We start from the raw sequence: 13,707 nt of genomic DNA, 5'->3' as shown, positions 1-13,707 counted from the left end.
AGGGGGAAGTTCAGTGGATGGTGACGCCGCCGTCGACGAAGATCGTCTGCCCGGTGGTCATGGCGGCGGCGTCACTGAGCAGGTAGGCGACCGCGTTCGCGACGTCCTGCGGCAGCGCCATCCGGCCCAGCGGGATCGAGGCCATCTTGTCGGCCAGGTACGCGTCGTCGCCGCGTACGTCGGCGGTCATGTCGGTGGGCACGATCGTGGGTCCGACGGCGTTGACCCGGATCCGGTCCGGCGCCCACTCCAGCGCCAGCACGCGCGCCATGTGCATCACGCCGGCCTTGCTGACGCAGTACCCGAGCGTGTTCAGCACCGCGATGTGCCCGTTCGTGGAGCCGATGTTCACCACCGCGCCGCCGGCCTGCCGCAGCGCCGGGTACGCGGCCTGGCACATCCGGAAGGTGCCGGTCAGGTTGACGTCCAGGACGGTGGTGAAGTCCTCCTCGGACATCGTCGCCGCCGGTCCGCGCCGGACGATCCCGGCGTTGTTCACCAGCAGGTCCAGGCGGCCGTGGGCGTCCAGGACCTCGGCCACCAGGCCGGCGCAGGAGGCGGCCGACCGGACGTCGACCCGGTGCCGGGTGTGCGGGCCGCCGGTCAGCTCGGCCTCGGTCCAGTCGTCGAGCAGGTCGGCCTGGGCCACCGTCGCGCCGCGCTGCGCCAGGGTCGCGGCGATGCGGGCGCCGATGCCGCGGGCCGCGCCGGTGACCACTGCCACCCGCCCGTCGAACCGGTTCGGATCGGTGTTCATGTCTCGTGTCCTGCCTTTCCCGTCCGGCCACCGGCCGGGCGGGCGTGAACCACGCCCGGCCGGTGCTCCGCACGCGTGACGACGGTCCCGTCAGCTGTCGTCACGCGCCGATCACCTTCGTGTCCTCGGCCCAGAAGGCCAGCCGCTTCTGCAGCAGCCGGATCACGAAGTGCGCCACCAGACCCATCACCGACAGCACCACCAGGACGGCGAACATGCCGGCGATGTCGAAGTTGTAGTTGGTCTGCAGCAGCAGGTAGCCCAGGCCCTCCTTGGCGCCGATGAACTCGCCGACGACCGCGCCGAGGATGGCGAAGACGATGCCGATGTCCAGGCCGGCGAAGATGAACGGCAGCGCGCTGGGCAGCCGGACCATCCGGAAGATCTGGGTCTTGCTCGCGCCGAACACGGTCAGCATCTGGATCTTGTCGGCGTCGGCCGCCCGCAGGCCCTCGATGACGTTGACGAGCATCGGGAAGAACGAGATCACCGCGGCCATGACCACCTTGCTGGTCAGGCCGAAGCCGAACCAGACCACGAACAGCGGGGCCAGGGCGACCTTCGGCACGGTCTGGAAGGCCACGATGTACGGCATCAGGGTGGCTTCCACGATCTTGATCTGGGAGATGAACGTGCCGAGGACCAGCGCGGCCCCGACACCGATCACGAACCCGAGCAGCGCCTCCTGGGTGGTCACCCAGAAGTGGCCCCAGAACTGGTCGTCGCCGAGCTGCTGCCACAGCGACTCGACCACGCTCGACGGCAGCGGCAGGACGTACTCGTCGACGCCGATGAGCTGGACGCCGTACTCCCAGGCCAGGACGACCACGACGAAGACCGTCGGGACCAGCCAGAGCTGGGGCTTCTCGCGGAGGTCGAACTTGCGCCGGGCGGGCTTGGCGGGCCGGGCGGACGGCGCCGGTGGCTGGGCCGGCTCGCGGACCAGATTGCTTGTTGCCATGGCTGTCCCTCGTCAGTCGATAACGCCGGCGGCGTTGAAGTGTCGGCGGATCCGCTCCACGTAGACCCCGGCCCGGTCGGACGACATGACGCCGAGGTCACGTGGCCGCTCCAGGTCGATGTCCAGGACCTCCGCGATGCGGCCCGGCCGGGGGCTGAGCACGACCACCCGGTCGGAGAGGAAGACCGCCTCCGGGATGGAGTGCGTGACCAGCACGATCGTCTGGTTGCTCTCCTGCCAGATGCGCAGCAGCTCCACGTTCATGTACTCGCGGGTCATCGCGTCGAGCGCGCCGAACGGCTCGTCCATCAGCAGAACCGCCGGGTCGTGCACCAGGGCCCGGCAGATGCCGGCCCGCTGCTGCATGCCGCCGCTGAGCTCATGCGGATACTTCTGCTCGAAGCCGTTGAGACCGACCATGTCGAGCAGTTGCTGGGCGCGTTCCCGGTGCCGGCGGGGATCCAGTCGCTGGATCTCCGCCGGCACCATCACGTTGTCGAAGATGGTGCGCCACGGCAGCAGCGTCGGTGCCTGGAACACCATCCCGACCTCGGGAAGGGGCTTCGTCACGTCCCGCCCGGCGATCCGTACCGCGCCGCCGGACTTCGGGCTGAGCCCGGCGAGGATCTTCAGCAAAGTGGTCTTGCCGCACCCGGACGGTCCCACGACCGAGATGAACTCGCCGCGACGTACCGTCAGGTTGATGTCGCTCAGCGCCTGGGTCGGTGCCGACTTACGGGGCCGGTACTCCTTGTCCAGCCCGTCGATCTCGATCCAGGAGTCTTCCGACACCGATGCCGGAGCCTGCGTCTGCGCCCGGCGGGCCGTCGCCTTGATGGCCATCGAAATCCCTTCCGCTGTCCGCTGCCTAGGCGGTGTAGTTCGCGGCCTTGCTCAGCACCGCGGCCTTGTCGAAGTTGTTCGCGCCGGAGAGCAGGCTCGGGTCCCAGAGCTTCTTCAGGTCGACGTCACCGGTGATCTGCCCGGCCTCCTTGGTGTACGCCTGGGTCTTCGCCCACTCCTCGTCGCTGATCGCGCCCCAGTCGCCGAACTGCTCCGGGTCGCCGCTGGCCGGGGTGGCCGTCTTCAGCCAGGCGGCGAGGCTCTCGGTGTCGGCCTTGAGGCGCTCGTCGGCGGACTTGCCGGCGAGGATCTGCGGGAAGACCTTGTAGCCGATCTTCATGGCGGCCTCGGGGTTCTTGGCCGAGAAGAGCATCGCCTTGTACGCCGCGCGCAGGAACCGCTCGTACGAGTCCTTCTTGGCGTCGAAGTCACGGGCGCCGACGCTGAAGGTCAGCGACCGGATGCCGCTGAACACGTCCGGGTTGGTCAGGTACTTCAGCTCGGTGCCGGCGTTCTCGATGACCGCGTACGCCTGGGTGTAGAGCGCCAGCATGTCGACCTTGCCGTCGTTGAGCGCGGCGGCGGCCTGCGCGCCGACGCCCACCGGCAGCAGCTCGACGTCCTTGGCCGGGTCGAGACCGGCGGCCTTGACGTAGGCGCGGGCGTACGGGGCCGAGCCGGAGGCCAGGCTGATCACGCCGATCTTCTTGCCGCGCAGGTCCGCGCCGCCGGTGATCGGGGAGTCCGGCTTGACCGCCATCACCCACGGCCAGTTCTGCACCAGGCCGCCGACGGCCTTGATCGGCACGTTCTTCTCCACCGCGCCGAGCGCCGAGCCGGCGTCGGCGGGGGTGATGTCACCGCTGCCGGACGCGACCGCCTGGAGGGCGGCGACCGAGCCGTCGGCGTTGATCGTCTCGACGGTCAGCTTCTCCTCGGCGAAGTAGCCGAGTTCCTTGGCGACCGCGTAGACGGCCACCTCCTCCTTCGGGCCGATCACGGCGGAGGCGATGGCCATGGTCAGCTTCGCCTCCTTGCCCTCGCCGCCGGCCTCGTCGTCGGAGCCGCCGCCGCACGCGGCCAGGACCAGCGTGGCGGCCAGCGCCGCCGGGAGCAGAGCCCACTTTCGTTTCATATGCACACACCTCGTCGTGAGTCGGGGGAGACCGCCTCCGCCGCCGTGACGGCGGAGGCGGGGGAATCAGCTGTCGCGCTGCTGCGCGACAAGGGCCAATCAGGCGTCGCGCAGCGACGCGACCAGGGCCAATCAGGCGTCGCGCTGCTGCGCGACCAGGGCCAGATCGTTGTAGACGTGCTGCTCGACGATCAGTTCGCCGTCGAGCACGAACACATCCGCGTAGCGGATGTCCTCGAACGGAGTGCCGTCGAGCCATTCCCCGTACAGCCGCCCGAGCGAGGTCACCGTGACCCGCCCGTCGGTGTCACCCACCAGGTAGCGGTCCCGGTGCTTGCGCACCCACCGGTAGGTACCGGTGGACGCGGCCGCCATCTCCCGCAGCGAGGAGTACTCCCGGCCGCCCGGGAAGACCAACCGGGCCTGCGCGGCGAGAAAGCGTCCTGCTTCGTCCAGCTCGCGGTCCTCGCACAGTTGCAGGTACCTGTCGATCAGACCGGGCGCGTCCGGTGTGCCCATCAGCCGGTCTTCTCGCTCAGGGCCGCCTCCCACTGGTCCCGCAGCGGGTGCTCCGCGGGGCCGTGCTCGGTGAGGATGCGCATCAGGCGGGCCAGCAGCGCGTCCCGCTCCCGGTCGAGGACCTGCTGCTCCTCCTCGGTGGAGACGAACTCGTCGACGGCGCCCGCGGTGAGCGCGCCGGAGCGCGTCAGCAGCGCCTCGACGACGCGTACGCGCTGGCGGGTCACGTGCAGCTCGGTGGAGAGCTGCAGCACCAGGTCGAGCAGCTTGCCGACCTTGGGGTCTCCGAAGTAGTCGAACTCGGTGCTCATCACGCCTCCGGCTTGGTCGCGGCCAGTACGGCCCAGGGGAAGTGCCACTCGGGACGGTCGCCCCAGCCCTGCGGCTGGACGCCGTTGCGGCGCTCGTCGAACGGGGTCCACGACACGTCGGTCAGACCGGCCTCGGCGCAGACCTCGATCAGGTCCGAGCCGAACAGGTCGTGGAAGAACGGCTCGTTGTTGCGCTCGGCGTGCTCGTAGACGGTGGCGTCGCGCAGCGGGTCGCCGGTCAGCATGAACTCGAGGAAGCGCAGCGAGCCGCCCGGCTTGAGCAGGCGCGCGGCCTCCACGATCGTTTCCCGGATCGCGGCGGCCGGCATCTCGTGCAGCACCATCGTGCCGGTGACCACGTCGCAGCTGTCCGACTCGATGCCGGTGGCCCGGCCGTCGGCCTGCCGGTAGTCGATCGCGAGTCCGGTCGCCTCGGCCTCGGCGTGGGCCAGGCGCAGACCGGGTGCGGCCAGGTCCACGCCGATCACCTGCGCGGTCGGGTACTTGGCCGGCAGCGGGCGGGTGCTCTTGCCGAAACCGCACCCGATGTCGACGATCCGGGTCGCCGCGGGCAGCTCGGGCAGCGCGGTCTGGGCGAACAGCGTGTGGAACTTGTAGCCGTCGTTGTCGCGCAGCATGACGATGCGCGCGCCGAACTCGTACACGTAGGCCGACATGTCGTCGGAGAAGAAGCTGCCGGGCTGGATGTGGATGTCGTAGTCGGTGTACCAGTCGGGCAGTTCCAGGTCGGGGTTCAGCTCCAGCGAGCCCTTCGGCTGCTCGGGCAGCGAGGTGAGCTGGTCGGTCAGCTCCTCGCGGCGGCTGAGCACCGCGTCGCCGGCGACCTTCCACAGCATCTTCTGCTGCACCCGCTCCAGGTGGCTGAACCACGGGTAGAGCGGAAGACCACGCAGCACCTGACCGGCGTCGGCGATCGTCGTGGCCGACGCCCCGGTGGCGCCGTACTCGTCGCGCAGCGCCGGGTAGACGGTGTCCGCCCATCGCTTGCGCAGGCCGAGGACGAAGTCCACGGCGGAACGCTCATCCAGGGTGAGGCGCTCCTCGATGTCCAGCATGCTTGTCTCCTCTACAGGTGGGGGAGGTCCGGTCCGCGGTGCACCGCGACCGGGGTGGACGGGTCAGTGGGCGTACCGCACGCGCTGGGCGGACGCGGTGTCGTAGGCGCCGAGGAACGCGCCGGCCATCCGCCCCTCGTAGACAGCCTCGAAGGCGGTGCGGGGGGCGTTCGCGTCGCCGACGACGTGGATGCGGGGGCCGTCGGGCAGCGCGTCGAGCTGCCGGTACAACTCGTCCGCGGCCTGCGCCGAACCGCCGTCGACGACTGTGGTGACGTCCTCGACGATCGTGTCGCCGCCGGCGAGCGGGCCGCCGAGGGCCACCGTCGTGGCGCCCGCGGCGCGGGCGGTCCGCATCGGGTGGACCGCGATCCCCAGGTCCGCGAAGCGCTTGAGCAGCGCCAGCCGCGAGTACGTGGTGATCTTGGCGCTGACCGTGGCGGTGGGGGACACGACGTGGACGCGGGCGCCCCGGCGGGCTAGCGCCTCCGCGACCGACGCCGCCGACCAGGTGCCCTCGTCGTCCAGCACGACGACGGCACCGGCGGGCCGGTAGCCGGGGTCGGCCAGGTTGTCGACGGCCTGCCAGATGTCGATCACCGGCGGGCCGCCGGGCAGTTCCCGGCGGGCGGGCCGGGAGCCGGTGGCGAGGACGACGTCCTGGTAGCCACCGGCCAGCACGTCGTCGACGCCGGCGCGCCGGCCGAGCCGGACCGGGATGCCGGCGGCCTCGACGTCGCGGGCCAGGTCGCGGGTGAGCAGCCCGAGCCGCTCCCGTCCGGGTACGCGCGCGGCCACCTCCACCTGTCCGCCGAGGTGGTCCCGTGCCTCCACGACGGTCACCCGGTGCCCGGCCCGGTGCGCGGAGAGGGCGGCCTCGAGGCCGGCCGGTCCGCCGCCGACGACCAGGACGTTCCGTGCGCCGGACGGCCCGGGCAGTTCCGGCCAGGCGTCGGCCCACTCCTGCTCCGCGCCGACCTCCGGGTTCACCACGCAGGAGATCGGCAGGCTGGTCTCCAGCCGCCCGATGCAGCCCTGGTTGCAGGCCAGGCAGGCGCGCACCTCGTGCTGGCGGCCCTGCTCGGCCTTGCGGACCAGGTGCGGGTCGGCGATGTGCGGGCGGGCCAGGCCGACCAGGTCGGCCTCGCCCGCGGCGACGAGTTCGGCCGCCTCCGGCAGGCTGTCCAGCCGGCACACGGCGAGCACCGGCAGGTCCGGGAACTCCTGCTTGAACAGCGCCGCGTGGTGCCGGAACGGGGCGTGGCCGAAGCTCATGTCCGCCATCTGCGTCGCCAGCGACCAGCTGCCGTGGTAGGCGGAGTGGCTGACGTGCACGTAGGCGAGGGGGAACTCGGCGCGCAGCTTTCCGACGATCTCCAGCACCGCGGCCGGGTCGAGCCCGCCGGGCAGGAACTCGTCGGCGCTGACCCGCAGCCCGACGGGCAGGTCGGGGGCGGCGGCCAGCACCGCCGTCAGCACCTCGCGGGTCAGGCGCATCCGGTTGTCGAGGCTGCCGCCGTACGCGTCGTCGCGGGTGTTCGTGTGCGGTGAGAGGAACTGCTGGAGCAGGTGGCCGTGGCCGGCGTGCACCTCGAGGCCGTCGAAGCCGGCCTCGCGCATCCGCCGCCCGGCGGCGGCGAACGCGGCGACGACTGTCGCGATGTCCCGGCGTCCCATCGCGTGCGGGACGTGCGAGCCGGCCGCCCACGGCACCGGCGACGAGGACCAGGCGGCGGTGCGGGTCGCGTCGCCGTTGGCCTGCCGCCCGGCGTGCATGATCTGGGCGAACATGCGGGCGCCGTGCTCGTGCACGGCCTCGGTCACCGCCGCGTACGCCGGGATCGACGAGTCGTCGAAGCTGCCGAGGCTGATGCTGCGGCCCGCGCTGGTGGGGTGCACGCGGATCGCCTCGGTGATGATCAGGCCGGCTCCGCCGCGCGCCCGCTCCGCGTGGTAGGCGACGTGGCGGCGGGTGGGCACATTGTTCAGTCCGAAGTTGGTGGTGTGGCCGGGGACGAAGACCCGGTTCCGCAATGTGAGACGACCGAGCCGGGTGGGGGAGAGAAGGGCGAGGAGCTTGTCGTCGGGCATGCTCGGACTTCCTGTTTCGGGCCGCACTCGGCGAGGCCGAGGGCGTTCGGATGAACCGTACGCCGTTCGATTGAGTGGAACGGTAGGGCCGAGTTCAACATGCCGTCAACGGGTTACTGGTCAGTAATTTAGGCCGCCGAACCGCCTCTGAGCTGCTGTTCCACTAGGCGGAACGCTGACCGATGATGACCGTCGATGGCGCGGTCGATCGTTCGGATGCTCCTGATCGGACGACGGTGTCGGCCGCCGATCGACTGTCGGCGGTTCCTGCCCATCATTCGGACGGCCCGCCGGACCGTGCCGGTGGCCGTCCCGGGCGGCGGCGGTGCGTCCTCTCGGGCGGCGACACCGCGCCGGGTGCGCGGCGGCCCGGGCCGCCGCCGGGTTGCGCACGTGAGGTGCGGCGCCGGCGACGACCCGGGCCGTCGTTCGGTCTGCGGATGTGGTGGTGGACGGGACGCCGTCGGGCGTCCCGGTCGCGCGTGGTCAGCCGGTGTGCGGGCGCAGGTACGGCGTGAGCAACTCGCGGGCGAGCCCGGTGGCGGCCGGAAGGTCGAGACCGTTCTCGATCATCCGGCTGAGCGCGTAGACGACCGACTGGACGAGCTCCGCCATCCGGTCCGGGTCGCTCGCCCCGTGTTCGGTCAGCGCGGCGCGCAACGGCGCCTCGAGGCTGTCGTGCAGCAGCCGGCTGGACGTCGCCAGCACCTCGCTGTTGCCGGCCGACGCCAGCGCCCGGGCCAGCGCGTGGTCGCCCCGGGCAACCAGTTGCAGGTTGGCCTCGACGTACGCCAGGATCCGCGCGCCCGGCGTGCGGGCCTCGGCCATCTGCTCCTCGACGAAGGCCGACCACCGGGGGAAGGTGTCGGCGACCAGCACGTCGAACATGTCGGTGCGGGACTTGAAGTACGAGTACGCGCTGGACCGGGCCAGCCCGGCGTGCCGGGCCACGTCGGCCAGGCTCGGGATCTGCTCCGGATGCTCGGAGAGCAGGGCGCGGGCGGCGTCGAGCAACGCCGCCCGCTGTGCGGCCCGGTGTTCCGCGACGGTCGAGGCTTGGATCTTCGGCACCGCGACCTCCCCGTGTCTCCCGCCGTCCGTGTCCGGTCCGCGTCGCTCCCTGGTCGTCGGTCAGCTGCTGGTGGCGAGCTTGCCGTCGATCATCTCGTAGATGGTGTCACAGTATTGCAGGACGTCGTGATCGTGAGTGACCATCACGACGGCCACCGAGCGCTCCCGCGCCTCCTGGGCGAGCAGCTGGACGATGTCGTGGCTGCGGGCCCGGTCCAGCGCCGCGGTCGGCTCGTCCACCAGCAGGACCGACGGCTCGGTCATCAGCGCCCGGGCGATGCCGACGCGCTGGCGTTCGCCGCCGGAGAGCTGGTGCGGACGCCGGTCGGCCTTACCGGACAGGCCGACGTGCGCGAGCATCTCCAGCGGGTCGCGCCCGGACCGTTCCCGCCGCCCGCCCAGCCGCAGCGGCAGGCGCAGCTGGTCGGCGGCGGTCAGCGCGGGCAGCAGGTTGCCCGACTGGAACACGAATCCCACGTGCCGGCGGCGCAGCTCGGTGCGCGTCCGGCGGCTGGACACGGTCATGTCGTGCCCGGCCACGGTGACGGTGCCCTCGTCGGGGCGGGCCAGCCCGCCGGCGACCGCCAGCAGGCTGGACTTGCCCGCGCCGGACGGCCCGACGATCGCGGCCAGTTCGCCCCGGGCGACGGTCAGGTCAACCGCGTCCAGCGCGTGCACCGTCTCCGCGCCGTCGCCGTGCCGCAGGTGCACGCCGCGCATGACCAGGCCGAGGTCGTCCCGGGCGGTGCCCGGTGCCGAGGGGGACGGGGTGGTCCGGCTGCTCATCGGTTGCCTCCCAGGGCGGTCGCCGGGTCGATGGACGTGAGGCGGACGACGGCGGCTGCCGCGCCGACCAGGCCGAGCACGAGCAGTCCGGCCGCGGCGGCGGCGATGCTCTGCGGGTGCAGCGCGAACGGAACGTTGCCGCCGGAGATCAGCGCGCCGAGGCCCAGGCCGATCCCCATGCCGACGGCGATGGCGACGGCCAGCAGGATCAGCGCCTGGGTGAGGGCGTCACGCAGCACCCACCGGGTCGAGGCGCCGAGCGCCCGCAGCACCGCGACCTCCTGCTTGCGCTGGATCGCCCAGACCGCGAAGAACGCGCCGGCCACCAGCGCCGAGATCGCGTAGAGGAAGCCCTGGATCAGCTGGAGCGTGGTCGTCTCGGCGGTGTAGCCCGGCGAGGCGCCGTAGGACTCCTCGAGCGTCATGCTCTCGGTGCCCGCAGCCTTGTCGCCCGCGGCGAGGTCCACCGAGTCGCCGTCGGCCGCGCGGACCGCGACGGCGGTGATCTCCTGAGCCGCCTGGGCCGGCACCTGCGCGCCGGCCGGGGTGCCGGACTTGATCGCCTGCCACGTGGCCAGCGGCACGTACGCCACGTCGACGTGGCCGAAGGTGTCCTGCTGCTCGGTGACGCCGACGACGCGCAGCCGCGTACCCAGCCGGTCCACCGTCACGGTGTCGCCGACGCGCAGGCCCGCGTCGATCGCGGTGGGGCTCACCACGATCCCGTCGGCCGGACCGAGCCGGTCGCCCTCGCTGGCGGCGGGCGACAGGAACGAGTCGGTCTCGACGCCGAACAGCGCCAGGTCGACCTCGGTGCCACCGTCGGTACGCCCGTTGATGAGCGTGTTGCCGAACGGGGTCGCCTCCGCCACGCCCGGCTGGTCGCGCCAGGTGTCCACCGCCGAGGCGTCCACCACGCTGCGCGAGAACGCCGAGTCGTGCTGCACGCCGTGCGCGAACGCGAACGAGGTGACCGGCAGGTTCTGCAGGCCGGAGACGCCGTCACGGACCAGCCCGACGGAGAGGCCGGACAGCATCACCATCAGCACCGAGATCAGTGCGATCACGGCCCCCATCAGGGCGAATCGCAGCCGCGCGAACCCCAGTTCGCGAATGGCCAGGAACATCAGCCGCCACCTCTCAAACTTGTCGACACCATGTCGCCATGTTAACAACGCGGTGTCGGTAAGATGGTGGTGGTGGTGGTCTACCCGGCCACATTCCGTGACGGGGCCGGTGATGCGCGGCCTGCCGCGCCGGCGTCAGGCGGCGACCGGGCCCGCGGCGGCGCGGCGTGCGCGCCGGCCGAGGGCGGTCACCGCGACCACGATGATCGGGGCGAGTGGGAGGTGACAGACCGCCAGCGTGATCGTGCTGGTGGTGTCGAGGTCGGCGGGCAGCGTCATGGTGGCGATCGTGAGGACCGCGAGCGCCGGGCCGATGATCAGCGCCGCCCGGACCACCCACGCGAATCGGGGCGCCAGCACGGCGACGGCGGTGAGCCCGAGCGCCAGCGGCAGCGCGCTGAAGCCCGCGACGGTCACCGCGTCGACCTCGACCCGCCGGTCGTCGGCGGTGAACAGGAAGCTGCCGCCGGCCGCGCGGCCGATCGCGTACACGATCAGGTTGACGACCACCGCGACGGCGGTGGCGAGCGCGACGACGGCGGTACGGGACAGGTCAGCCACGGGAGGTCTCCTCCGCCTGCACTCGGATCAGATAGGCCTCGATGCGGGCGAACGCCCCCACCCAGACCTCGCCGGCGAAGAAGTCGCGCAGCTGCGGGGCCGGGAAGCCGCTCTGCACCACTGTCATCAGCGTGCCGCCGTCGCGCGCCTCGAACGTCACCTCGATGCGCGTGGTCATGGTGGTGCCGTCCGGACCGCTGCCGATCGACTCGGTGACCAGCCGGTGCGGCCGGTCGATCTCCAGGAACGTCTGCGTCTCCCGGAACAGCGCGTCGGGCGAGGGACCCCAGACCGCGGTCTGCGTCCCGCCGACCCGCAGGTCGACGTCGATCTCCACGATACCGGGCTCCTCGTCGAGGATGCCGAACCAGATCTTCTGCTTGCCGGCGTCGGTGTAGGCGTCGAAAACCTGCTCAGGTGTGCCCGGGAGGTGTCGTGTCACGCGCAGGTCGAGTGTCATGGTCGCGGTCCTCCGTGGTGAGTGTGAGGTAGGCGTCGAGCCCGTCGAGGCGGCGCGCCCAGAGCCGTTGGTAGAAGGCGATCCAGGCCATGGCCGAGTCCAGCGGGGCCTCGCTGAGCCGGCACTGCCGGGACCGGCCGACCTTGCGCGTCACCACGAGGCCCGCGTCCTCCAGCGCGCGGACGTGCTTGCGCATGCCGGTGAGGCTCATCCCGGTGGGCTCGGTGAGCTCGCTGAGGGTGGCCGGGCCGGTGCCGAGCCGGATCAGGATGGCGCGTCGTGTCGGGTCGGCCAGGCTGGCGAACACCCGGTCGAGCGTCTGTTGCTGAACCACGTGGTTCACCGTACGACACTGAACCATTCGGTTCAACGTTATCCGGAGGCCGGCGTGGCGTACGCGCGAAACGGCCCCGCGACCTCGAGGATCGCGGGGCCGTCTCCGGCGCCGTGGGAAGGAACGCCGGAGTGTGGGGTGCCGGTCAGGCGAGCGTGCAGGACGCGCCGTTGAGGCTGAACGCGCTGGGCCGGGCGGTGTTGCCGGTGTGCGTGGCCTGGAAACCGATGGTGGTCGAGCCGCCGGCCGGGATGGCCGCGTTGTAGGAGACGTTGCGCGCCGTCACCTGGCCCGAGGAGGGGGAGTACGAGGCGTTCCAGCCGGAGGTGATGGTCTGGCCGCCGGGCAGCGTGAACGCCAGCGACCAGCCGTTCACCGCGGCGGTGCCGGTGTTGCTGATGGTGATGTTCTCGGTCAGGCCGTTGTTCCAGGCGTTCAGCTCGATGCGCACCGAGCAGGCACCGGTGCCGGGCGGCGGGGTGGTCGGTCCCGGCGGCGGCGTGGTCGGGCCGGGCGGGGGAGTGGTCGGTCCCGGCGGGGGCGTGGTGGGGCCGGGCGGGGGAGTGGTCGGTCCCGGCGTGGTGGTGAGGCCGAAGAAGGCCACGGCGGCCGCGGCCATGCCGGCGGACGGCAGGCTGTGCCCGGCGCCCTGGATGCTGTACGCCTCGACCTGCACGGTGCCGGTGGAGTCGGCGTAGCGGCGCCGGTTCCAGCCGGACTGCGGCGTGTCGGTGGACGTGGGCGTCTGGCTCAGGCCGAACACGTTCGTCCACTGCTCGATCGTCTCCTGGAGCAGCGAGTACGGCACCAGCGTGTCGTTGGTGCCGTGCCACAACTGCACCCGGGGCCGGGGCCCGGTGTAACCGGGGTACGCCTGGCGGACCGCGTCACCCCACTGCTGCGGGGTGCGGTTCATGTTCCCGCCGGTGCACTGGCTGGAGCCGGGCGGATAGTCGGCGGCGCCGGCGAAGCAGTTGAACGGAACGCCCATGAACGCCGCGCCGGCCTTGAAGACGTCCGGGTAGAGCGCCAGCATGTGGTTGGTCATCATGCCGCCGGACGAACTGCCGGTGGCGTACACCCGGTCCGGGTCGGCGCCGTACTGCTGCTGGACGTAGCGGACCATCGAGATGAGCGACACCGGGTCGCTGCCGCCGCCGCGCCGCTTGGCCGCGTCGGACCAGGTGTCGAAGCAGTTGCCGAAGCCGGCCTGCTGGGTGGCGCTGGGGTAGATGACGATGAAGCCGTACCGGTCGGCCAGCCCGGCGAACTCGCTGCCGGAGTAGAAGCCGGGGCCGGAGCCGCCGCAGCCGTGCATGGCCACCACTGTGGCCGGCCGGGCCGGGCGGGCGTCCGGCACGTAGACGTGCATGCGCATCCGGCCGGGGTTGTCGCCGAAGCTGGTCACCTCGGTCAGCGACGCCGCGTACGCGGGTTGGACGGTGGGGATCACCAGGCCGGCCGCCGCCAGCGACGCGGCCAGGGCCACCACCATCTTGGCTCTGATTCTCACGGAATCTCCTTCGATCGCCCTGTGCGGGCGGTGACGGGCGGGTGCGCGCCGCGTCGGCGGCCCGGACCGCCGCGGTGTCGCGTCTCGCCCACTGACGTGTCTCGCCCGGCCCTGGCTCCGTCGTGTGGCACATAGTGTTCCCGCCGGGCGCTGAAGTGTCAA

General features: G+C 71.8%; 15 protein-coding genes. All 15 read right to left on the bottom strand.

The window, feature by feature from the left end:
• Positions 1 to 10: 10 nt before the first annotated feature.
• The 15 genes from ACQP26_RS18285 to ACQP26_RS18215 all read right to left on the bottom strand — a co-directional run bounded on the left by ACQP26_RS18285 (position 11) and on the right by ACQP26_RS18215 (position 13,545).
• Positions 11 to 757 carry an SDR family NAD(P)-dependent oxidoreductase gene (locus ACQP26_RS18285; protein ID WP_269705506.1) on the bottom strand — a complete coding sequence of 249 codons (747 nt, stop codon included), beginning with the start codon at positions 755 to 757 and terminating at the stop codon, positions 11 to 13.
• Positions 758 to 857: 100 nt separating this feature from the next.
• Positions 858 to 1,718, bottom strand: coding sequence for an ABC transporter permease (locus ACQP26_RS18280; RefSeq protein ID WP_013286892.1), 861 nt, complete (start codon positions 1,716 to 1,718; stop codon positions 858 to 860).
• Positions 1,719 to 1,730: 12 nt separating this feature from the next.
• Positions 1,731 to 2,510, bottom strand: a complete 780-nt coding sequence (locus tag ACQP26_RS18275; protein ID WP_269705507.1) for an ABC transporter ATP-binding protein — start codon at positions 2,508 to 2,510, stop codon at positions 1,731 to 1,733.
• A 76-nt stretch (positions 2,511 to 2,586) separates the two neighbouring features.
• Positions 2,587 to 3,696 carry an ABC transporter substrate-binding protein gene (locus ACQP26_RS18270; protein ID WP_281577524.1) on the bottom strand — a complete coding sequence of 370 codons (1,110 nt, stop codon included), beginning with the start codon at positions 3,694 to 3,696 and terminating at the stop codon, positions 2,587 to 2,589.
• Between the two features lie 132 nt (positions 3,697 to 3,828).
• The gene (locus ACQP26_RS18265; RefSeq protein ID WP_433493484.1) at positions 3,829 to 4,215 is read right to left on the bottom strand and encodes a hypothetical protein; all 387 of its coding nucleotides are present in this window, start codon (positions 4,213 to 4,215) and stop codon (positions 3,829 to 3,831) included.
• On the bottom strand, positions 4,215 to 4,526 hold the full coding sequence (locus tag ACQP26_RS18260; protein ID WP_091417013.1) for a hypothetical protein: 312 nt from the start codon (positions 4,524 to 4,526) through the stop codon (positions 4,215 to 4,217). The genes ACQP26_RS18265 and ACQP26_RS18260 overlap by 1 nt, the downstream gene beginning before the upstream one ends.
• Positions 4,526 to 5,602, bottom strand: a complete 1,077-nt coding sequence (locus tag ACQP26_RS18255) for a class I SAM-dependent methyltransferase (RefSeq protein ID WP_269705511.1) — start codon at positions 5,600 to 5,602, stop codon at positions 4,526 to 4,528. The genes ACQP26_RS18260 and ACQP26_RS18255 overlap by 1 nt, the downstream gene beginning before the upstream one ends.
• Before the next feature lie 63 nt (positions 5,603 to 5,665).
• Positions 5,666 to 7,693 (bottom strand): FAD-dependent oxidoreductase, encoded by a 2,028-nt coding sequence (locus ACQP26_RS18250; protein WP_269705512.1) that lies wholly within the window; start codon positions 7,691 to 7,693, stop codon positions 5,666 to 5,668.
• 486 nt (positions 7,694 to 8,179) lie between these two features.
• Positions 8,180 to 8,764 carry a TetR/AcrR family transcriptional regulator gene (locus tag ACQP26_RS18245; RefSeq protein ID WP_269705513.1) on the bottom strand — a complete coding sequence of 195 codons (585 nt, stop codon included), beginning with the start codon at positions 8,762 to 8,764 and terminating at the stop codon, positions 8,180 to 8,182.
• 60 nt (positions 8,765 to 8,824) lie between these two features.
• Positions 8,825 to 9,550 (bottom strand): ABC transporter ATP-binding protein, encoded by a 726-nt coding sequence (locus ACQP26_RS18240; RefSeq protein ID WP_269705514.1) that lies wholly within the window; start codon positions 9,548 to 9,550, stop codon positions 8,825 to 8,827.
• On the bottom strand, positions 9,547 to 10,677 hold the full coding sequence (locus tag ACQP26_RS18235) for an ABC transporter permease (protein WP_269705515.1): 1,131 nt from the start codon (positions 10,675 to 10,677) through the stop codon (positions 9,547 to 9,549). The genes ACQP26_RS18240 and ACQP26_RS18235 overlap by 4 nt, the downstream gene beginning before the upstream one ends.
• 135 nt (positions 10,678 to 10,812) lie before the next feature.
• On the bottom strand, positions 10,813 to 11,238 hold the full coding sequence (locus tag ACQP26_RS18230) for a DUF6069 family protein (protein WP_433493483.1): 426 nt from the start codon (positions 11,236 to 11,238) through the stop codon (positions 10,813 to 10,815).
• On the bottom strand, positions 11,231 to 11,698 hold the full coding sequence (locus ACQP26_RS18225; RefSeq protein WP_433493482.1) for an SRPBCC family protein: 468 nt from the start codon (positions 11,696 to 11,698) through the stop codon (positions 11,231 to 11,233). The genes ACQP26_RS18230 and ACQP26_RS18225 overlap by 8 nt, the downstream gene beginning before the upstream one ends.
• Positions 11,652 to 12,032 carry an ArsR/SmtB family transcription factor gene (locus tag ACQP26_RS18220; RefSeq protein ID WP_269705518.1) on the bottom strand — a complete coding sequence of 127 codons (381 nt, stop codon included), beginning with the start codon at positions 12,030 to 12,032 and terminating at the stop codon, positions 11,652 to 11,654. Before ACQP26_RS18220 ends, ACQP26_RS18225 begins: the two co-directional genes overlap by 47 nt.
• Positions 12,033 to 12,177: 145 nt before the next feature.
• The gene (locus ACQP26_RS18215) at positions 12,178 to 13,545 is read right to left on the bottom strand and encodes an extracellular catalytic domain type 1 short-chain-length polyhydroxyalkanoate depolymerase (RefSeq protein ID WP_433493481.1); all 1,368 of its coding nucleotides are present in this window, start codon (positions 13,543 to 13,545) and stop codon (positions 12,178 to 12,180) included.
• Between the last annotated feature and the right edge of the window lie 162 nt (positions 13,546 to 13,707).

Source organism: Micromonospora sp. CA-248089 (assembly GCF_050948515.1).
Lineage (GTDB): Bacteria > Actinomycetota > Actinomycetes > Mycobacteriales > Micromonosporaceae > Micromonospora.
This window is presented reverse-complemented; position numbering and strand designations above follow the sequence as displayed.

Excerpts from the sequence above, each read along its gene's own strand:
- ACQP26_RS18280 (WP_013286892.1), bottom strand. The coding sequence starts at position 1,718 with ATGGCAACAAGCAATCTGGTCCGCGAGCCGGCCCAGCCACCGGCGCCG.
- ACQP26_RS18285 (WP_269705506.1), bottom strand. The coding sequence starts at position 757 with ATGAACACCGATCCGAACCGGTTCGACGGGCGGGTGGCAGTGGTCACC.
- ACQP26_RS18255 (WP_269705511.1), bottom strand. The coding sequence starts at position 5,602 with ATGCTGGACATCGAGGAGCGCCTCACCCTGGATGAGCGTTCCGCCGTG.
- ACQP26_RS18265 (WP_433493484.1), bottom strand. The coding sequence starts at position 4,215 with ATGGGCACACCGGACGCGCCCGGTCTGATCGACAGGTACCTGCAACTG.
- ACQP26_RS18250 (WP_269705512.1), bottom strand. The coding sequence starts at position 7,693 with ATGCCCGACGACAAGCTCCTCGCCCTTCTCTCCCCCACCCGGCTCGGT.
- ACQP26_RS18235 (WP_269705515.1), bottom strand. The coding sequence starts at position 10,677 with ATGTTCCTGGCCATTCGCGAACTGGGGTTCGCGCGGCTGCGATTCGCC.
- ACQP26_RS18240 (WP_269705514.1), bottom strand. The coding sequence starts at position 9,550 with ATGAGCAGCCGGACCACCCCGTCCCCCTCGGCACCGGGCACCGCCCGG.
- ACQP26_RS18260 (WP_091417013.1), bottom strand. The coding sequence starts at position 4,526 with ATGAGCACCGAGTTCGACTACTTCGGAGACCCCAAGGTCGGCAAGCTG.
- ACQP26_RS18225 (WP_433493482.1), bottom strand. The coding sequence starts at position 11,698 with ATGACACTCGACCTGCGCGTGACACGACACCTCCCGGGCACACCTGAG.
- ACQP26_RS18270 (WP_281577524.1), bottom strand. The coding sequence starts at position 3,696 with ATGAAACGAAAGTGGGCTCTGCTCCCGGCGGCGCTGGCCGCCACGCTG.